The organism is Leisingera sp. NJS201 (genome assembly GCF_004535885.1).
Taxonomy (GTDB): Bacteria; Pseudomonadota; Alphaproteobacteria; order Rhodobacterales; family Rhodobacteraceae; genus Leisingera.
Window position 1 is genome coordinate 2978889 of record NZ_CP038234.1, and the last position, 18473, is coordinate 2997361.

The window sequence follows — 18473 nt, forward strand, 5'->3', positions numbered from 1 at the left end:
TGATCAGCTGGTGAAACTGGCGCCTGCCCCCGCCGCATCTGCGCGGGAGCCTGCAAGGGTTGCGATGGCGGTGTCCTGAACGCCGGTGCCGGTCAGGTCGGCAATGATCAGATCACTGTCCGCCTGGCGCCCGGCGGCCTTGCCTGAAGTGACATCTCCCAGTTCGGTGAAACTGCGGTCATTTGCGATCAGCCCCGCCCCGATGGCACTGCGCAGCTCGCCCTTGACGGCACACTGCGCCTGGCTGTCAGGCACGTATAAGTCTGCCTTGGCCAGGCAAGCGGGGTTCAATTCACACTTGTGCTCCTGATCCGACCCCATGGCGATGACCAATTGGCCAGGCCGCAGCCACTCCGCTTGGATCACGGGGTCAGCAGCGGGGGTGGTGGTGACCACAATGTCAGCTGACAATACTGCCTCTCCGATGTCCGAGCTGGCCGAGATTTCCAGCCCAAGCTCTTCGCGCAGGCTTGCAGCAGCAACCTCAGCCCTGGTGCTGTCCCGCGCCCAGATGACGGCGCTTTTGATTTCGCGCACCAGGGTCATGGCCTTCAGCTGCATCTTCGCCTGCACGCCCGCGCCAATGATGCACACACGCGCCGCATCCTCCCGCGCCAAATGGCGCGCTGCAACCGCCCCGGCGGCGGCGGTGCGCACATCGGTAAGGTAGCCATTGTCCAAAAGCAGCGCCTCCAAAAGGCCGGTCTTGCTGGAAAACACCACCATCAGTCCCGTGGTGCTGGGCAGCCCAAGCTTGGGGTTGTCGAAAAACCCCGGGCTCATCTTCATCGCAAAGCTGTCGATCCCCGGCACATAGGCGGTTTTGACACAGACCTCGCCGTTATGATCCGGCACAGGCAGCGTCATGATCGGCGGCATCACCACCCTGCCCCGGCCAGCGTGGTAAAGCCCTGCTCAATGCAATCCACTGCATCGCCGTCCAGCGGCACCAAATCGCGCAGTTCCGTCTCAGTCAGGATCTTGATGTCAGGCATCTGCGCCCCCTTGGTTTCGGCCGCCACGTCGACATCTTCTCCGTTGATGATGCGTTTGTGCAGCGCCATGTCGATGTTCTGACCACTGACCAATGAGACGCAACGGCCCAGATTTTCGATCTTGCCCGCCAGCAGGGCAGCGATGCCAACGCTGCCGGAACCTTCGATCACCTGGCGTTCTTCGAAATACGCGTGGCGGATGGCGGCGGCAATTTCCGTCTCGGAAACCAGCACCACATCATCGACAAAAGCCTTGGTCATTTCAAAGGTATAGGCATTATCCAGCCCGATGCCACCACCCAGAGAATCCGCAAGCGTGGCTTTTTCCTCTACCAGGACCGGTTTGCCGGCCTGCAGGCATTCATACATCGCCGCGCCGCGTTCCATCGAGATGCCGATAACACGGATCGCCGGATTTGCGGCTTTCATCACCATCGCCACGCCGGAAATCAGCCCGCCGCCGGACAGCGGCACCAGCACAGTGTCCAGATCCGGCGCCTGTTCCAGCATTTCCAGCGCCACGGTGCTTTGGCCCGCGATGATGTCGCGGTGGTCAAATGGCGGCAGCATGGTCATGCCGTCCGCCACCAGCCTGTCGACCTCAACCTGGGCATCGTCCTGGGAGCGGCCCGCAATCCGCACTTCGGCGCCGTGGGATTTGATGCCCTCGATCTTGTTTTGCGGCACCAGCTCCGACATGCAGATGATGCAGCGCACACCGGCCTGCGCCGCGGCATAGGCCAGCCCGCGCCCGTGGTTGCCGGTGGAGACGCCAACAACCCCCGCCGCGCGCTGTTCATCGGTCAGCGACAAGACCGCGTTGGTGGCGCCGCGCAGTTTGAAACTGCCGGTGATCTGGGTGCTTTCCAGCTTCAACGAAACCTCTCCGCCGCAATGCGCGCTGAGAGAGGGCGAAGATACCAGTGCCGTCTGCCGGATTTTCCCGCCAATCCGCGCCCGGGCCTGATAGCTGTCCTGAAGGGTGATTTTGTCAGTCATTGGATCTGTTTAGCCTATTTAGAGTTCAAAAAGCCTGCCGAAACCTTTTACCGGATCCGTGATCCCGGCCAGGCGCAGGCAGCGCCAGACCATTGCCTGGTTGGAGCTGACAACCGGCTTGCCCAGGTGGTCCTCGATCCGCTCAATGCAGACAGCCGCCCGCAGCGCGGTGCAAGACAGGAAAAGCGCATCGGCTGATGAATCACAGGCGGCAATCCCGGCTTCAATGATGCTGTCCTCGGAAATCCGCGCCATCTGGCGGTCGTCGGTCAGCCCGAAACAGGCGGCACTGACCACCGCTGGGCCATGCGCCGCAAAATACTGCGCCATCTCATCGGTGACCGCCGGGCTGTAGGGTGTCAACAGCGACACCCGCCCGGCCCCAAGTGCGGCAAACGCATCAAACGCGGCAGAGCTTGGGGTGACGCAAGGCGCGCCCGGCTTGGCCGTGTTCAGAGAGCGGGCGACCGCATCATTGCCCAAAACGATGGAAGCCGCGGTGCAGCCATAGGCCACCACATCCACCGCCTCCTCCGGCAGGATCTGCGCCGCGGCTGCAGTCAGCCGCGGGCCGGTCTTCAGCAGCGTTTCCCGGGTGGTCGGGTTCTCGTATGCGATCCGGTTCACATAGACGCCCACCCGGTCCGGGTCGCAGATCCGGGCAAAGTCGCGCTCGGACGTGTGGTCGGTCGCCAGCGCCACCAGCGCGATCCGTTTCTTCACGGGGCGGTGGTCCAGCCGGGCCGGAACCCGCGAGGGCGTGGCATGGATATCAAAGGCCATTTTCTGCCTTCCTAAACAACTAGAACCGGGGTTTCGGCCAGGCTCGTTACCTTGTGAGATACACTCCCCGGCAGCGCCCTTTCCAGCGAGCCAAGACCCCGGCTGCCGATCACGATCAGGTCTTGCCCATGCTCCCTGGCAAACCCCGTGATGGTGCGCGCCACCGGCCCGGCTTTGACAAAGGCGCGGGGGTTTGAAACGCCGCCCTCTGCCGCCAGCACCTTGCCGCGCTCGGCCACCTCGCGGGCGTGGCCGCGCATGATCTCGTCCAGGTCGTCCGGCAGATCCGGGCGCACCATATGCATCGAGGCCTCCAGCAGCGAGTGGTGGCGATAGACCGTCAGCAGCGTCAGCCCAGCCCCGCACAGCTCCGCCGCCTTGGCCAGCGCGGCCTCCGCCCCTTGCGAGCCGTCAAAGGGCACCAGAATGGATGTGAACATCGCCGCGCCTCCTTATTTGGCAAAGGCCAGGTCGCGCAGAAACAGCGCAATCTGCGGGAAGAAGATCAGCGCCACCGACACCCCCAGCAGCATCAGGATGAAGGGCGGCGTACCGCGAACCACCTCGGCATAGGGGCGTTTGAACACGGCAATCGCAGTGAAGATATCGCAGCCAAAGGGCGGCGTGGCCGATCCGATAGCCACCTGCAGGGTGATGATTGTGCCAACCAGAACCGGGTCCAGCCCCACCGACTTCACCACCGGCGCAAAAACCGGCACCAGCACCAAGATCACCACGATGGGATCGACAAACATGCAGCCGATGAAAAACGCGATGGAGATCACGAACAGCACCCCGATGGCGCTCATCTCGGCAATGCCGATGGCGCCAAGGATCTGCTGTGGCACCTGCGCGAATGAGATAACCCAGGAAAACGCAGCCCCTGCCCCCACCAGAATGAACACGATTGCGGTGACCAGCCCGGTGGATTTTGCGGTTTCATAGACATCCGCCAGCGACATCGAGCGGAACACGGCGACCTCCAGGATCAGCGCATATAGAACGCAGGCCGCTGCCGCCTCGGTCGGGCTGAACACGCCGCCATAGATGCCGCCGATGATGATCACCGGGAACCCCATCGGCCACAGCGCCTGCCGCATGGTCTGAAACCGCTCGCCCCAGGTCGCCTTGGGCTCGGTCGGCACGTTGTTACGCACCGCATAGATATAGGCATAGGCCGAAAACAGCAGCAGGATCAGCAGGCCGGGCCCGATGCCCGCAATGAACAGCTCGGCAATCGAGGTGCTGGAGACCACGCCATAGATGATCATCCCGATGGAGGGCGGGATCAGAAAGGCGATGTCGCTGGCATTGACGATCAGCGCCAGCACAAAGCTGTCCTTGTAGCCCGCCTGCAGCATCCGCGGGCGCAGCGGCGAACCGATGGCCACAACGGTCGCCTGTGTCGAGCCGGAAACGGCGCCGAACATGGTGCAAGCGGCAGCGGTGGAAATCGCCAGCCCGCCGCGGATATGGCCGATATAGGCCATCACCACATTGATCAGCCGCCCGGCCGACTGGCCCCGGGTCATGATGTCGGCGGCAAAGATGAACATCGGCACCGCAATCAGCGAGGCGGGCCGGATACCGGCCATCATCTGCTGCACCATGGTTTCGGTCCGGGCCAGATCGCCGAACAGCATCAAGAAGCCGATGAAAGCGCCGGCAATCAGCGGGATCATCATCGGAAAGCCCAGCAGCAGCAGGACAATCATGGTCAGGAAAATAGTTGCAGCCATGGGTCCGCCCTCAGATTTCGATTTCTTCCGCGTCCTCGTACCCCTCTTGCACATGGGTCGAGAGGTAGATGCCGGAGGACGTCAGGTTGCGCACCGCGGTCAGCAGGTACTGAGCACCGGTCATGAAGAACCCCGCAGGCACCCAGACCAGGATCACCCAGACCGGGATTTGCAACGCCGGCAGCACCCGCCCGCGCGACGCCTGCGAGCCGATGTATTTCACCGCGTAAAAGCACAGCAGGAACATGAACCCGGCGGTGATCACCGAAATCACCACCACCATCACCTTGCGCAGATGCGGCGGCAGCAGGTCATAGATCGCCGACATCCGGATATGACGGGCATTGCGCGCCGCATAGCTGATGCCGGCAAAGGTGATCAGGATGATCAGGATCCGGTTCAGCTCTTCGGTGAAGAAGATGGAATTGCCCAGCACGAACCGCCCCACCACATTGGCCACGGTATTGGCCGCCATCAGCAGCACGCCGGCGGCCAGCAGGAACGACTCGGTGCGGCTGATGGCGCTGTCGATCACGCCCAGGAAACCGGGCAGCGCGGACTCATGTGTCTGGTGCATTCCGTCCTCCCAGGGTCTGCGGGGCGCTGAGCGGGCAGCACCCGCTCAGCGGTGACTTCAGAGCAGGCGTCAGTTGGCAGTTGCTGCCAGGTCTGCTTTCATCTGCTCCAGGATCGCAGCGCCGCTGTCGCCGGTCATCTCGATGAACTTGGCCTCAACCTCTGCCGCCGCCTCCTTGAAGCAGCTGCGCTGCTCGTTGGTCAGCACTGTCACCTTCATTTCCGGCTTGGCTTCCATGATCTTGGCCAGCTCGGTTTCTGCGGCCTGCTGCTGGTAAACCACGGTGTGGTCATAGGCGGCCTGCGCCGCGTTCTGCACCAGCTGCTGATCCTCGGGGCTCAGGCCGTCATAGAAATCCTTGTTGGCCATCACCGCGGTGGTGAAGTTGTTGTGGCCGGCATAGGTGATGTAATCGGTGACCTCATAGATCTTGGTCGAGTACAGGAAGAACGTCGGGTTCTCCTGCCCTTGGATCACATTGGTCTGCAAACCGCCGTACACCTCGCCCCAGGGCAGCGGCGTCGGGGTGGCGCCAAAGGCCTTGTAGCTTTCGACCAGCAGCGGGTTGGTCATCACCCGGAACTTCACCTCGTCCAGATCGGCGCAGGTGGCCACCGGAGTCTTGGTGGTCATCGCCACTTCGCCCTCGGGGAACATGTTCAAAAGCTCCAGCCCCTGATCGGCATAGAGCGGCTTGAACATATCGTTGATCGCCTTGCTTTCCTTGTAAAAACGCGCCAGGTGATCCTGATCGGTCGGCAGCAGGTAGGGCACAAAGAAGACCTGCGCCTCGGGGATCAGCGAGCCGGTAAAGCCCGGTGATTGGTCTACGAACTGCAGAATGCCGTCCTGAGTCTGTTCCATGATGTCGGCCGATTCACCCAATGTGCCATAGGGGAACAGCTGGATCTCGTGATCCGAGTTTGCCTCGATCTCTGCCTTGAATTTCTGCGCATAGACGCCCTGCACATCGGTCATCGCCTCCTCAAAGGCATAGCGCCAGGTGTCCGCCTGCGCCGCGCTGCCTGCCAGGGCAATCCCCGCCGCCGCCAGGGCCGCGAAGGTGATTTTGACTGTCTGAGCCATGATTTCCTCCCAAGTCTCACCGGTGCCTGCGCACCGCTGCGGCAGGTTTGAGAAGAATTGTACTGCATGTCAATTTTTTTATTGTTGCAGGACAATCAGTATGTGAAAGGCGCAACCCCCTCCGGCGGGCGGCCCAGCATTCCGGCGATCAGCTCCAAGGCTTGCCTGAAACGCCCCAAATCCTGGATGCTGCCAAGCGACAGACGCACAGCATTCTGCGGCGGCGTCTTGGGGGGCAGGAACGGCGCATCCGGCGCCACCGCGACTTTCAACTCACGTGCGTAAGACACGAAACTGCTGGTACTCCAGCCCTTGGGCAGCGGCAGCCATAGATGCAATGCCGAAGGGTGGCCCTGCCAGTGCCAGTCTTTCAGCACCTCAGCGGCGATGCCATGGCGCTCGGCCAGTGCAGCCCGCTGCCACTGCGCCAGCTCCAACGCGGTGCCGTCCAGCACCCAGCGGGTGGCCAGTTCGCACATCAGCGGCGTGGCCATCCAACCGAACACGACAATCCGTCCGGTTAGCGCCGGCAGCAGATGCTCCGGCGCTGCCATATAACCTGCGCGCAACCCTGACACAGTGCATTTGGTAAAGGTGGTCAAATAGATTGAACGCTCCGGCGCGAGGGCAGTAACCGCCACCGGACGCCCCTCGGCCACCGGACCAAAGGCATCGTTTTCGATGATGTGCAGATCATGTTTGCGGGCAACCCCCACCAACGCACGGCGGCGTTCCTCAGGCATCATGCCCGCCGTCGTATTGGCCAAGGACGGAAGCAAAAACAACACTTTAGGGTTGCTTTCCTGACAATACCGCTCAAGCGCATCCGGGAGGATACCATCCGCATCCACATCAACCCCCGCAAGGTTCAAACCCAAATAAGAACACCCCGAAACCAGCAAATGATGCGTGACCTTGTCTGATACCACCGTGTCGCCTGGCCGGGTCAGCGCCGACAGCGCCGCTGACATGCCATGACTGACCCCATTGGTCATAATGATCCGCTCCGGCGGCACCTCCAAACCGCAGTGCCGCAGCCATTGCGACCCGGCGGCACGATGGGCGTCATGACCGATGTTCGGACGGCAGGACAGATAGTAGCTCGGATCCAACCCCTCCGGCAGCTCCCTCAGCGCTTGTTCGAACCGCTCAGCGTGCTGCTGCGAGAATGCCGGGCGTGAAATCGACAAGTCGAAACCGCCGCCGCGCTCAGAGCTCAGCTGAAACGGCTGATCGTTGGACTTGTCAGGATCCAGAACGTAGCTGCCCCGGCCGACCTGGCCGTCAATCAGCCTTTGCCGCCGCAAACTTTCATATGCCTTGCTGACGGTGTGGACACTGAGGCCGAGATCATCAGCCATTTTGCGATGGGTCGGCAGCTGCGTCCCCTTCGGCAGCTTGCCGTCTGAGATTGCCTTGGCAATGGCCAGCGCAAGGCTCGCATGCAGGGGGGAGGTCAAGGCGGAGGGATCAGGATGCCAAATTGTCATGCGACATTTTACAGGTGACGGCCCCGATTTCGCAATACAATTTCCACGCAGCTGCCTTCCAAACGCAGGCATGATCCAACTGCTGGCTTTTCAATGGTCAGTTTCGGCTGCCATTTGATGCGATAACCAGCTCTCCCGTGCGCCATCCTAGCCCGCGGGCAGATCCAATGCGCGAGGTATCAGAAAACCCGGACGCGCCGGTCACGCCAGTTTCAGCACCTGCTCGATTACATATTCGGTCTGCGCTTCAGTCTGAGCAGGCCCGATCGGCAGACTGATCACCTGCGCAGCCAACGTCTCAGAAACAGGGAACGCACCCTTGCCATAGCCAAGCCCGGCATAGGCGTTCTGCAGATGCGGCGGTTTGGGGTAGTGGATGACAGTGCCGACTCCTGCTGCCTCCAGCCGGGTGCGGAAAGCATCCCTGTCCGGATGGCGCACCACAAAGAGGTGCCATACCGGGTCCGCCCATTCCGGCACCGCAGGCAGTACCAGCCCGGCCGCAGACAGTGCCTCCAGGTAACGGGCGGCAATGGCCTGGCGGCGGGCATTCCAATCATCAAGCACTTGCAGTTTCACCTGCAGTGCCGCTGCCTGCATCGGATCCAAACGGCTGTTCTGACCGGCCAGCTCATGCTCGTATTTAACCGCCGAGCCATAGTTGCGCAGCATCGAGACTCGCTCTGCCAGCTCCGGCGAGGTGGTGGTAAACCCGCCGCCATCCCCAAGCGCACCCAGGTTCTTACCCGGGTAAAAGCTCCAGCAAGCGGCCTCGCCGAAGCTGCCGATCCGCTTGCCTTTGTATTTGGCGCCATGCGCTTGGGCGGCGTCCTCCAGCAGGTGCAAACCGTGCTGCCCGGCCAGTTCAATCAGCGGATCCATGTCAGCAGGCTGGCCATAAAGATGAACCGGAATGATTGCCTTGGTGCGGGACGTGATGGCAGCGGCCACCGCCTCCGGGCCGATGTTGTGGGTGGCTTCCAGCGGTTCCACCGGAGCGATGGTTGCACCGCAAAAGCTGACTGCCAGCCAGGTCGCAATATATGTGTTCGCGGGCACTATGACCTCGTCCCCCGGACCGATCCCCATTGCCTTCAGCGCAAGGATCAGCGCGTCCAGGCCGTTTCCAGTGCCCAGGCAGTGCGGCGCACCGGTGTAACGGGCAAAACCGGCCTCAAATGCTTCCACCTCAGGACCCAGAATGAAGTACCCGGACCGCACAACCCGCAGCACAGCTGCCTCCAGCTGGTCCTGAATTTCGGCATGGGCGCCCGCAACATCGAGTAAGGGAACCTTCATGCCGCACCTACGGCGGTTTTGAATTCATCATAGTCGCGGATGTAATCCGCTTCGTCATAAACTTCGGAGGTCAGCACCATGCAAACCGCCCCGGAGGAGAAATTGTCGAGGTAGCGCCACATCATCGGGCAGACATACAACCCGTAGTAGGAGCGGTTCAGGTGGAAACGCTTGGTCGCAAAGCCGTCGTCCAGCAGGATGTCGAAACTGCCTGACATGCAGATTATGAACTGATGCAGCGCCTTATGCGCGTGCTCGCCGCGGTCGGCCCCGCCCGGCACGTCATACAGGTAATATACCCGTTTGATATCAAAGGGGATATGGTTGCCGCCCTCAACAAAGGTCAGGTTGCCCCGCACGTCTGTTATCTTGGGCAAGTCAATGATTTTGCAGTCAGTCAGAGGCACGGAAACCGCCTTCGCATTTGAATGTCCCTTGTGTATATGCATATCTGAACCGGACCAGCAAGCAGCGCCGGCCGACAGCGCCGCCTCAATCAAGGACAACGTCCCTCCCATGAGCAAAAAGCTACTGATCATCGGTGCGGGTGAATTCGCCGACATCGCCTATGAATACTTTACCGTCGATAGCGACTATGAGGTCGCGGGTTTTGCGGTGGAGGCAGAGTTTCTGACCGAGGATGAGAAATTCGGCCTGCCTGTGGTCGCGCTGGAAACCGTGGAAACCATGTTCCCCGCCTCCGAGGTTGAAGCGCATGTGGCGGTGACCTCAACCAAACTGAACCGGATCCGCGCACGGCTGATCGAGATCGCCCGCAGCAAGGGTTACACGCTGGCCAACTTCATCAGCCCCCATGCCATGGTTTGGCGCACAGCAGAGCTGGGCGACAATGTTTTCATCTTTGAAAACAACGTTGTGCAGCACGGCGTCAAAATCGAAAGCGGCTGCGTCCTGTGGTCGGGCAACCATATCGGCCACCAGACCCGGATCCGCGAGCACTGTTTCCTGGCGTCGCACGTGGTGGTCTCGGGCTATTGCGATATCGGCGCACGCAGCTTTGTCGGGGTCAATGCGACCTTTGCGGACAACGTGAAAATCGGTGAGGACAGCTTTGTCGGCATGGCCGCCGCCGTGAACAAGAGCTTTGACACACCGGGCCAGATCCTGAACGGCAACCCGGCCGAGCCTGCCAAAGTTTCCTCCTACCGCTATTTCCGGATCAAACAGTAAGATGGGCTGGGTCAAGAAAGGGCTGGTATTTGCCCCGGACGGAAGCCAGGACTGGGCCAGGCATTCCTTCATGACACCTTGCCCTGGCAGCGGGACGCGGACACCATCCGTCTGTTCGGCGGGATGCGGGATGATCAGGGGATCAGCCGGATTGGCTGGGTGGACGTCGATGCCTCCGACCCCCTGCAGGTCAAGGCTGTGTCCGAACAGCCGGCGATCGGGCTGGGGGCGCCAGGCATGTTCGATGACAACGGCATGATCCTGGGTGATGTGCTGGAGGTCGCAGAGAATGAGCTGCGGCTGTACTATGTCGGGTTTCAGCTGGTGGAAAAAGCCAAGTTCCTGGCCTTCAGTGGGCTGGCCATCAGCCGCGACCGGGGCGACAGTTTCGAACGGGTGCAGCAGACACCGGTCATCGACCGCTGCCCGAAGGTGCCTTCATCGGTGCGCTTCATTCTATCGCCACGCTTCCCGATGGCTCCTACCGGGCTTGGATATCCCGCGGCTTTGGCTGGCAGGACATCGGCAGCCGGCTGTTTCCGCAATATGACTGCTGGACGCTGACCAGCGAAGACGGCGTGCGCTTTGACAACGCAACCGCGCAGCGGATCATCCCCCTGCCCCGGAGGAATACCGCATCGGCCGCCCGCGTGCGAACCAGCTGCCGGACGGATCATGGGAATTGCGCGCGACCTCCGACACTCTGTCAAAGCAATATGCCAGCTTCCGGTTCACCTCTCCTGACGGGGTTAGCTTTGCCCGGACCAGTGACGAGGAACTGCCGCGCGGCACCGCAGGTTCCTGGGACGGCGAGATGACCTGTTATCCGGCACGGATCGACACCACCCAGGGCCGCAGCTTTCTGTTTTACAACGGCAACAACATGGGCGCGACCGGCGTGGGTGTTGCCATGTTTGAGGATTGACCCGTGGCGATTGAGGTACAGCGCTACGCAGCTGAAAACGCCAGCCACTGGGACGATTTCCTGAAGGTGTCGAAAAACGGCACCTTTCTGCTGCAGCGCGGGTTCATGGACTATCACGCCGACCGGTTTCAGGATCATTCTTTGATGATCCATGAAGACGGCAAGCTGCTGGCGGTGCTGCCGGCCAATGCCGATGGCACGGTGCTGAATTCCCATGGCGGGCTGACCTATGGCGGGGTCATTTCCGGTACCAAGATGAGTGCGGAGCGCATGCTTATGGTTTTTGACGCGCTTGCCGCCTATCTGCGCCCCGCCGGGTTCACCGAAGTGAACTACAAAGCCATCCCCTATATCTATCACCGCCAGCCGGCCGATGAAGACATCTATGCGCTGTTCCGGCAAGGCGCGCAGGTTGTACGCACGGATGTGTCAGCCACCATCGCAGTACCGCACCGCCTGCCCTTTGGCAGCGGCAAAAAAGACGGGCTGCGCAAGGCGCGCAAGGCCGGTCTGGAAATCCGCGAAAGCACCGATTGGAGCGCCTGCTGGGCTTTGCTTACCCAAGTTCTGGACGACCGGCATAATGCGCGGCCTGTGCATAGCGAGGCGGAGATCCGGCTGCTTGCGGGCCGTTTTCCTGATCGGGTCCGGATGTTCGGCGCCTTTGACAGTGATCAAATGATCTCCGCCCTGGTGATCTTTGACTGCGGCCAGACCGTGCACGTGCAATATATCGCCTCGTCTGCCCCAGGCCGGCAGAAAGGCGGTGTCGACATGATCGTCCACCACTTGCTGGACGCTGTTTTTACCGGCAGGACATGGTTCGACTTTGGCATATCCACCACTGATCAGGGGCGGGAACTGAATACCGGCCTGGCCCGGCAGAAAGAGATGTTCGGCGCCCGCAGCACGGTGTATCAGCAGTACCGCTGGCAACTCATCTGACGAACGCTTCTGCCGTCCGGACCTCTGACAGAGGAGGCGGCCGGCGGAACAAAAGGACAAGCAATGACACAGACCCCGCCGCCAGTTTCATCCTGCTGTCCTATTGCCAGGAAGACACTATCGCCGAAGCGGTGCAGTCCTTGCTGGACCAGAATTGCGAACCGATCGAGATCATCATCTCGGATGATGCCTCCGCCGACGGAACGTTTGAGAAGATCAAGCAGCTGGCCGGCACCTATTCCGGTCCGCACAGGGTTGTGGCCCGGCGGAACGAAACCAATATGGGCGTCAATCGGCATATCGAACATGCTATCTCCCTCGCCACTTCCGACCTGATGATCTGGACCGCCGGCGATGACCGCAATGCCCCCAACCGTGCACAGCGGGTTATCGACAGCCACCGGGAAACCGGCGCCAAACTGCTCTATTCGGATGCGGAAACCGTCGGCCCGGACGGAGAACCCGGCGAGAACGCCTACCGCCGCGCCCTGTTCTACAAGGACTTCAGCACCGAGGATGCGGCCACCGCCTTTTCGCTCTACCTGGGGGCAACTGCTGCATGGCACAAAGACCTCTATCGCAAATACGGCGGCTTTCCCAAAGACCGTGCCTATGAGGATCTGATCCTCGGCTTCCGCGCCCTGCTGGAGGACGGCCTGCACTACATTCCCGAGAATCTGGTGATCTACAAAGAAGACGTCGGCATCTCAGCCCAGCTGACCAAGAAGATCAGCACTCTGACCAATCAGGAACGCCGGGCGCGAATGCTGAAAGGGCACCTGGCCGTCTTAGAGCAGCGACTTGCGGATGCCAGAACCTTTGGCCTGGCGGATAGCTCTCCGGTTGTCAGGAAGATCAAGCAAGCTGCCGGCAAGATCCATGCCCGGTTGGATTTCTATAACGGTATCGGCGCCGTGCTGGCCAGCCGGCACTATGGCTGGGGGCAAAGCTGCAGGGCATCGCCAGCGAAGGCATGCGCAGGCTGCGCAACAGGTAACGGGGCAGGCCCAAAACGCCGGCCAGCCGGCAGGCCGCAGATTGTCAGGCTTGCAGCCTCCAGGGATCTTCCTGTTCCAGACTACCTGAAACCGCCTCCGACTCTGTATTTGTCCTGAAGGCGCCGATGGCCCCGGCCATGGCCTGCGCTTCTTTGGACAGACCCAGGCTTGAGGAGGTGACCTCTTCGAACAGGGCCGCATTGCGGGTGGTGGCATCGTCAAGATTTGACATTGCCGAATTGATTTCCTGCAGGCTGCCGGATTGCTCTGAAGAGGCCTGGGAGATAGTTTTCATCAGATCTGCTGCGCTGTCGACAGAGGCGGAGATTTCACCAATTGCCGTGCGGGTCTGTTCAACCAGATCCGCACCAAGTTCGACATTCTGGCCGGCTTCATCCACCAGAGCCGAAATTTCAGTCGCAGCTTCTTTCGACCGGTGCGCCAAGGTCCGCACTTCCGAGGCCACCACCGCAAAGCCCTTGCCAACAGTGCCGGCACGTGCCGCCTCGACCCCGGCATTCAGCGCCAGAAGGTTGGTCTGCTGGGCAATCGCCTCGATCATGCCAATGATCCGTGAGATTTTGTCTGAGCTTTCCTTGATTGCTTCCATTGCGCCGTAAGTCCGCTTCACCACCTCAATACTGGCGCTGGCATTCTCGCGTGCCGCTTCAACAGAGGCTGATGCCTCCCCCGAGGCCTGGGCGGTGCCGGTAATGGAAACCGAGAGCTGGTTCACGGCAGCAGCCGTGCCTGCCAGTGTCTGCGCAGTACGCTCCGAGCGTTCGGACAAATCGCGGGAAGCCGAGGAGATTTCGGTGCTGCCGCCGGCAATCGACTGGCCGCTGGTGCTAAGGCTGCTGACAGACGCCTCCAGTTTTTCCAGCGCCGCATTGAAATCATCCCGCAGCTTGGTATAGCCCTCGCCCATTTCCCCGTGGATCCGGGCTGTCAGATCGCCCTGCGACAGCTGCTCCAGACCCTCGCCAATGGCCGTCACTGCCGCCGTCTGCTCTGCCAGGCGGGCGTCACGTTCCGCATCCGCTGCGGCCTCGACTTCTGCCTTCTCCACCAGCCCGTCGCGAAACACCGAGAGCGCCGTGGCAATCCGGAAGATTTCATCACTCGACCGGTCGTACCCTGTTACCGGGCGCAGATTGCCGGCAGCCAGCCGCTCGGTTGTGCCGCTGATATCAGCCAGAGGGTGCAGGATAAGGATCCGGGTCAGAAACAGAGACGCCAGGAAGACACCAGCAGCCACAGCCGCCAGGATTTGCAGCTGTTGCTGCGCTGCCTTCACCTCAGCCGCAAGACCGTCGGCAATGGACGCGATTTCCAGCCGGCTTTCGGCCCCAAGACTGGTTGCGTGATGTGCAAATTCCAGCACCGCATCCACAGTAGCCTGCGACGCCGCAGCAGCCGCAGCTGTGGCCTCCAGCGACGCCACCTTGAAGACCGGCAATCCCTCCGACGGATCGGCCAGGCCAACCAGGTCCTTAAGCTCCTGTGCAAATACCCCGTTATTGAAACCGGTATAACCCTGCAGCGCCTTGGCAGCGTCCTGAAGCGGGGCAGCAGCGGCATCTGCGGCATCAATATCATGCGCAGCCGCCACATCCAGCGCCGCCACCTGGAAGGCGCTGATCCAGCCATTGATCTCCAGCAGCTGCTGCAGCACGCCGACCTGGTTGTCCAGCAGCCCCTGGATCGCCGACCGGTTATCAGAGCTGGCCTGGGTTGCCGCAACAGACAGGGTGAACACCATACGCTCCATCGCCTGGGTCAGCGGCCGCACGCTGGCATTGCGGGCGCTCAGAACTTCCTTGCGGCTGTCCTTCAGCTCCTTGCGGCTAGCGGTAAGGGTATAGCGGAACAGCTCCACACCCGCGCGGACCTTTTTGGCCCTGAATGTATCCAGGCCCAGCTCTTCCAGCCGCCCCATGACCGGCTCCAGCCGGCTCAAAGCGTCATTCGCCATTTTCTTGAGCGCCCGCTTGGTGGGCACGTCGCGCACGTGGCCCAACGCCAGTGCCGCACCGGACAAAATGCTGATATCAGCGCGGGCTTCCAGCAGCGTTTGCAAGCTGCCGAACTGTTGCTCAACCAGGTTTTTGAGGACCTCATCAACCTGGCCGATTGTGTCTTCGCCGCCTGCCATCAAACTGTCGCTGGCCTCCGACGCGACCTGCACAAGCTTTTCCTGCACAGTTTGGCTAAGAGTCTGCAGGCTGCCGGTCTGGGAGTCGATCCAGGCCTGGTTTCGAAAGGCGCTTTTGCGGGCCGCGATAAGATTGCTGAGCATTTCGGAGGCCGCGTCCGCCTCCGGCCTAAACATGGCCCGCTCTGCCGCAGGCAGTTCAGCCAGGCTGTTTTCAAGATGCGCAATCGCTGCAACCGCCTCAGTCTCGGCCTGGACCAGCTCGTCAACTGATCCAGCTTGCAAGACCGCGATCATCGCATCCTTTGCCCGGCTTCCCGCCTTGACAAGACGGCCGCTCAGCTCCAGCCGGGGCACCTTCTGTTCCGTCAAAACCTCCATTTGGCGGCCGGTCTGGGAAAAGACCAGCGTAACCATGACACCGCCAACAGCAATAGCAGCCCCCATTGCCATCAGAATCAGCGTGATTTTTGCGCCAATGCTGGAAAACAATCGGAAACCGCGCTTGGCGGGAAGTTTTTTCTTTGCAGTCATAGTATCACCCAAGGCATCCGCCCATATTCCGTGCCAAGACCGGACTAGCAGCCGGCCTCACCGCCGTTATCGGCCGGTCAGGCATTCAATGGTGCAGGACCGCTGCCGCACAGCTGCCCGCATCTCCCAAACAAAAGGGACGCAAGAATGTAAAAAAAATATGAGCGGCAATCGGGAAATCTGTTGAATTTTATCGACTGGCAGTGAAAGCAGCCCGCTGCAAAGGCCGCTTCAACATTACCGGTCAGATCTCTCCGGAGAGACGGCGCGCCGCGTGCAGGGGCAAATTTGTGGTTTCGGTAACAGGCCGGTAACCGGAAAGCGGATCAAATATATGCCGGATCTGCCCGCCCTCGCGGCACGTGGTCAGCAGCACCGGACGGCCATTCACCTGCTGGCCGGAAACAGTAACAGGCAAGGTGCCTGTCAACCAGCCGCCATAGCTGACGGCCCCGCTGCCGCTGCGGATGACAATCTCGAAGTAGTCCAGCGCTGCCATTCTGAAGATCAGATCCGGCACCTCGCTTGGCCCGCCGCCCAGATGCTCAACCGTCAGATCGGCACCGATAAGGTTTTGCACCGAATAACCCCAGCGGTGCATGAAATCCTCAACAACGTCCAGGATCTCTTGCGTCCGCTCCTCTGGCTGCACGCCCGGGCCGTATTCCGAAAACCGGCGTTCGAAAGACAGATTTTCTGGCACTCCGCCTCCTAGACCTTGGTTCAGGGCCAAACTGCCCGATTTGCTGCTGGTTCCGGCAAAGCCTAGCACGCACAACTGCTTCCTGCAGAAAAGATATTTTTAGAATACAAGTTACACAGCGTCACCGTGGCTTTTGCACAATCGCTTGACCGGCTATTCCGGTACGCCCGCCTGCCGCAAGGCAGAAGCCCATTCCTGCCCCGCCGGGCTCATCGCTGCAGGATTGTCGCGCTGGAACTGCGACAGGCAGAACTCCGGCGCGGCCTCAAGCAGTTTTTGGACTGTGCTGCGGGCTTCAGCGCCCCGGCCGGACATTTGCAGGGCGATCGCCTTGGACCTCAGCGGCACTGGAAAGGCGCCCTTGGCTTCAAGCGACCGCTCGGAAAGTTCAATGGCACGGGCAAAGTTGCGGGCAGACAAATACGCCAGCGCCGAGAGCGCATCAAAATAGTACCGCTGCGGCCCTAAAGGCGTCAGCCGCCGGGCCGCGTCGGTCATTTGCACCGCCTCATCCGGCATGTCCTGATAGGCCAGCGTCGCCCCTTTCAAAAGCAGCGCCAGCGCTTCGTTTGGATTGTCGCGCAGCGCCAGGTCATAGGCGTCTTGTGCCAGATCGAAGCGGAACGTCAGATGGCTGGAGATAAGCCCCTTGAGCGTATGAGCCAATGAGAAACCAGGTGCAGCTTCGATGGCGGCCTCTGCCATCCGGCTGGCCAGGCGGCTGTCCTCTCCACGGTTCGGAGACAAGCCCTTTTCAACCCGCATCACATGCCAGAATCCCATCCAGGTCAGCGGCAGCACATGTTTTGGCTCCCGTTCAAGCAGATGCGACAGGATTTCATGTGCTTGCTGGAATTTGCGCGCGTCCATTTCCTGCATCAGCGAAATCGCCGCCATCAACAGAGTATGGCTTTCCAGGGTGGACAGCGGCTTAAAACCCGCCAGCCGGACAGCTTCGCCCGCAGCGGTCTGTCCGATTTGCTGGGTGGCATTGCGCAGGACAGCACTGCGGCCCTCCATCAGGCTGCCTTTGCTGCCCTCGAAACTGCGCGACCAGATTACTTTTTCGCGGACTGCATCATGCAGATCGATCTCAACCCGGAACCGGTTGCCGTCGCAGCTGACGGTGCCCGACACCAAGTAATCCACGCCCGCGACCGAAGACACTTCGGCTGGACGCACTGTTTCCGGATCAAACTGGCGCGAGGCCAGATAGGAGGTGACCGAAAACGCCCAGCTGCGCGACAAGTACCGTGACAATTCTTCAGACATCAGCGATCCCAGCGGCACAACCGCGTCGCCAGGGGCACGATGCACAAAGGGCAGCACCGCAATCGAAGGCAGCAGCCCATCCAGGATAACACGGCCTGGCGATGTTCCTGCCTGCGGTCCAGGCCGGGCAGCACCACGGGCGAACTCCGCCCGGGCTTCGTTCAGCCAAGCGTTAAAAGCGGTCTCATGAGGCAGTTCAAACCCTTCCATGAAAACCGCATTGCCTGCGCAACTGTCCAACTCCACCCGGGTCAGGTCGAGGATAACCCGCTCCCGGTTTGCATACAGCAGCTTGGCCGCTTCGGGGCCCAGATGCCGGCGCAGCGTCGACAAGGCTGTCCGCAGGCTTGCCTTTGCCTGTTCGGGCTGCGCCAGGCACCACAAGGTCTTCTCCAGAAACGCCCGCGTGCGGATCCCGCCATCAGCTGAGGACAAAAGCGCCAGCAGCGCCTGATGTTTCGCCCCAAGCTGAACATTGGTTCCATCTGCGTGAAAGACGCCAAACGCGCCAAACCGACATATCTTCAGAAGGACAGTCATCCGTAAACCCCACAAAAATCCGCGTCGCACTTGAAATTAAAGTAACGTTACATTGCATTGCCGCAATATGTTTTGCAATTACTGATTGCATTAACTTCGCAATTCATTTCAAAAGCAACGCCTGACAACGTTCACGCATATCTGAGGGCGATCATAACTGTGCACACGACATGGCACCGCAAACTGACCACAGGCAGCAGCCTGCTTTAGTGCAGCAGTGCAGGTCCTTCGCAACAACCATG

General features: G+C 60.8%; 18 protein-coding genes. 5 read left to right on the plus strand and 13 right to left on the minus strand.

The window, feature by feature from the left end; all coding sequences use genetic code 11:
- Positions 1 to 3 precede the first annotated feature (3 nt).
- The 10 genes from eutC to ETW23_RS14645 all read right to left on the minus strand — a co-directional run bounded on the left by eutC (position 4) and on the right by ETW23_RS14645 (position 9375).
- Positions 4 to 879 (minus strand): ectoine utilization protein EutC, encoded by an 876-nt coding sequence (gene eutC / locus ETW23_RS14600; protein WP_134830422.1) that lies wholly within the window; start codon positions 877 to 879, stop codon positions 4 to 6.
- Positions 879 to 1994 carry a hydroxyectoine utilization dehydratase EutB gene (gene eutB, locus ETW23_RS14605; protein WP_134830423.1) on the minus strand — a complete coding sequence of 372 codons (1116 nt, stop codon included), beginning with the start codon at positions 1992 to 1994 and terminating at the stop codon, positions 879 to 881. The genes eutC and eutB overlap by 1 nt, the downstream gene beginning before the upstream one ends.
- Before the next feature lie 18 nt (positions 1995 to 2012).
- Positions 2013 to 2777 (minus strand): ectoine utilization protein EutA, encoded by a 765-nt coding sequence (eutA, locus tag ETW23_RS14610; RefSeq protein WP_134830424.1) that lies wholly within the window; start codon positions 2775 to 2777, stop codon positions 2013 to 2015.
- A gap of 11 nt (positions 2778 to 2788) precedes the next feature.
- Positions 2789 to 3217 carry a universal stress protein gene (locus tag ETW23_RS14615; protein ID WP_134830425.1) on the minus strand — a complete coding sequence of 143 codons (429 nt, stop codon included), beginning with the start codon at positions 3215 to 3217 and terminating at the stop codon, positions 2789 to 2791.
- 12 nt (positions 3218 to 3229) lie between these two features.
- The gene (locus ETW23_RS14620; protein ID WP_134830426.1) at positions 3230 to 4516 is read right to left on the minus strand and encodes a TRAP transporter large permease; all 1287 of its coding nucleotides are present in this window, start codon (positions 4514 to 4516) and stop codon (positions 3230 to 3232) included.
- A gap of 10 nt (positions 4517 to 4526) precedes the next feature.
- Complete coding sequence (locus ETW23_RS14625) at positions 4527 to 5093, minus strand: TRAP transporter small permease (protein WP_027234607.1); 567 nt, start codon at positions 5091 to 5093, stop codon at positions 4527 to 4529.
- 69 nt (positions 5094 to 5162) lie between these two features.
- On the minus strand, positions 5163 to 6179 hold the full coding sequence (gene dctP / locus ETW23_RS14630) for a TRAP transporter substrate-binding protein DctP (RefSeq protein ID WP_134830427.1): 1017 nt from the start codon (positions 6177 to 6179) through the stop codon (positions 5163 to 5165).
- 95 nt (positions 6180 to 6274) lie between these two features.
- Entirely contained in the window at positions 6275 to 7639 is a 1365-nt protein-coding gene (locus ETW23_RS14635; protein WP_254695034.1) for a PLP-dependent aminotransferase family protein, read from the minus strand.
- Positions 7640 to 7870: 231 nt separating this feature from the next.
- Positions 7871 to 8968: a DegT/DnrJ/EryC1/StrS aminotransferase family protein gene (locus ETW23_RS14640; protein ID WP_134830429.1), complete on the minus strand. Its 1098-nt coding sequence runs from the start codon at positions 8966 to 8968 to the stop codon at positions 7871 to 7873.
- On the minus strand, positions 8965 to 9375 hold the full coding sequence (locus tag ETW23_RS14645) for an FdtA/QdtA family cupin domain-containing protein (protein ID WP_254695035.1): 411 nt from the start codon (positions 9373 to 9375) through the stop codon (positions 8965 to 8967). The genes ETW23_RS14640 and ETW23_RS14645 overlap by 4 nt, the downstream gene beginning before the upstream one ends.
- A 109-nt stretch (positions 9376 to 9484) precedes the next feature.
- Here ETW23_RS14645 and ETW23_RS14650 point away from each other — a divergent pair, with 109 nt between their 5' ends.
- The 5 genes from ETW23_RS14650 (at position 9485) to ETW23_RS14665 (ending at position 13144) form a co-directional block, all read left to right on the plus strand.
- Positions 9485 to 10159: an acetyltransferase gene (locus ETW23_RS14650; RefSeq protein ID WP_134830430.1), complete on the plus strand. Its 675-nt coding sequence runs from the start codon at positions 9485 to 9487 to the stop codon at positions 10157 to 10159.
- 78 nt (positions 10160 to 10237) lie between these two features.
- Positions 10238 to 10723 carry a hypothetical protein gene (locus tag ETW23_RS26035; RefSeq protein WP_254695036.1) on the plus strand — a complete coding sequence of 162 codons (486 nt, stop codon included), beginning with the start codon at positions 10238 to 10240 and terminating at the stop codon, positions 10721 to 10723.
- 118 nt (positions 10724 to 10841) lie between these two features.
- On the plus strand, positions 10842 to 11084 hold the full coding sequence (locus ETW23_RS26040) for a hypothetical protein (RefSeq protein ID WP_254695037.1): 243 nt from the start codon (positions 10842 to 10844) through the stop codon (positions 11082 to 11084).
- A gap of 3 nt (positions 11085 to 11087) precedes the next feature.
- Complete coding sequence (locus ETW23_RS14660) at positions 11088 to 12029, plus strand: GNAT family N-acetyltransferase (RefSeq protein WP_254695038.1); 942 nt, start codon at positions 11088 to 11090, stop codon at positions 12027 to 12029.
- Positions 12030 to 12124: 95 nt separating this feature from the next.
- Positions 12125 to 13144 (plus strand): glycosyltransferase, encoded by a 1020-nt coding sequence (locus tag ETW23_RS14665; RefSeq protein WP_302658486.1) that lies wholly within the window; start codon positions 12125 to 12127, stop codon positions 13142 to 13144.
- Here ETW23_RS14665 and ETW23_RS14670 read toward each other — a convergent pair.
- The 3 genes from ETW23_RS14670 to ETW23_RS14680 form a co-directional block, all read right to left on the minus strand.
- Positions 13071 to 15716: a methyl-accepting chemotaxis protein gene (locus ETW23_RS14670; RefSeq protein ID WP_134830432.1), complete on the minus strand. Its 2646-nt coding sequence runs from the start codon at positions 15714 to 15716 to the stop codon at positions 13071 to 13073. The genes ETW23_RS14665 and ETW23_RS14670 overlap by 74 nt on opposite strands.
- A gap of 244 nt (positions 15717 to 15960) precedes the next feature.
- Entirely contained in the window at positions 15961 to 16419 is a 459-nt protein-coding gene (locus ETW23_RS14675) for a hypothetical protein (protein ID WP_129371866.1), read from the minus strand.
- A 153-nt stretch (positions 16420 to 16572) separates the two neighbouring features.
- Complete coding sequence (locus ETW23_RS14680; RefSeq protein WP_129371867.1) at positions 16573 to 18231, minus strand: transcriptional regulator; 1659 nt, start codon at positions 18229 to 18231, stop codon at positions 16573 to 16575.
- Positions 18232 to 18473 lie beyond the last annotated feature (242 nt).

Bases quoted from the DNA above. Each gene is read 5' to 3' on its own strand.
- eutC (WP_134830422.1), bottom strand. From the start codon at position 879: ATGCCGCCGATCATGACGCTGCCTGTGCCGGATCATAACGGCGAGGTC.
- eutB (WP_134830423.1), bottom strand. From the start codon at position 1,994: ATGACTGACAAAATCACCCTTCAGGACAGCTATCAGGCCCGGGCGCGG.
- eutA (WP_134830424.1), bottom strand. From the start codon at position 2,777: ATGGCCTTTGATATCCATGCCACGCCCTCGCGGGTTCCGGCCCGGCTG.
- ETW23_RS14615 (WP_134830425.1), bottom strand. From the start codon at position 3,217: ATGTTCACATCCATTCTGGTGCCCTTTGACGGCTCGCAAGGGGCGGAG.
- ETW23_RS14620 (WP_134830426.1), bottom strand. From the start codon at position 4,516: ATGGCTGCAACTATTTTCCTGACCATGATTGTCCTGCTGCTGCTGGGC.
- ETW23_RS14625 (WP_027234607.1), bottom strand. From the start codon at position 5,093: ATGCACCAGACACATGAGTCCGCGCTGCCCGGTTTCCTGGGCGTGATC.
- dctP (WP_134830427.1), bottom strand. From the start codon at position 6,179: ATGGCTCAGACAGTCAAAATCACCTTCGCGGCCCTGGCGGCGGCGGGG.
- ETW23_RS14640 (WP_134830429.1), bottom strand. From the start codon at position 8,968: ATGAAGGTTCCCTTACTCGATGTTGCGGGCGCCCATGCCGAAATTCAG.
- ETW23_RS14650 (WP_134830430.1), top strand. From the start codon at position 9,485: ATGAGCAAAAAGCTACTGATCATCGGTGCGGGTGAATTCGCCGACATC.
- ETW23_RS14670 (WP_134830432.1), bottom strand. From the start codon at position 15,716: ATGACTGCAAAGAAAAAACTTCCCGCCAAGCGCGGTTTCCGATTGTTT.
- ETW23_RS14680 (WP_129371867.1), bottom strand. From the start codon at position 18,231: ATGACTGTCCTTCTGAAGATATGTCGGTTTGGCGCGTTTGGCGTCTTT.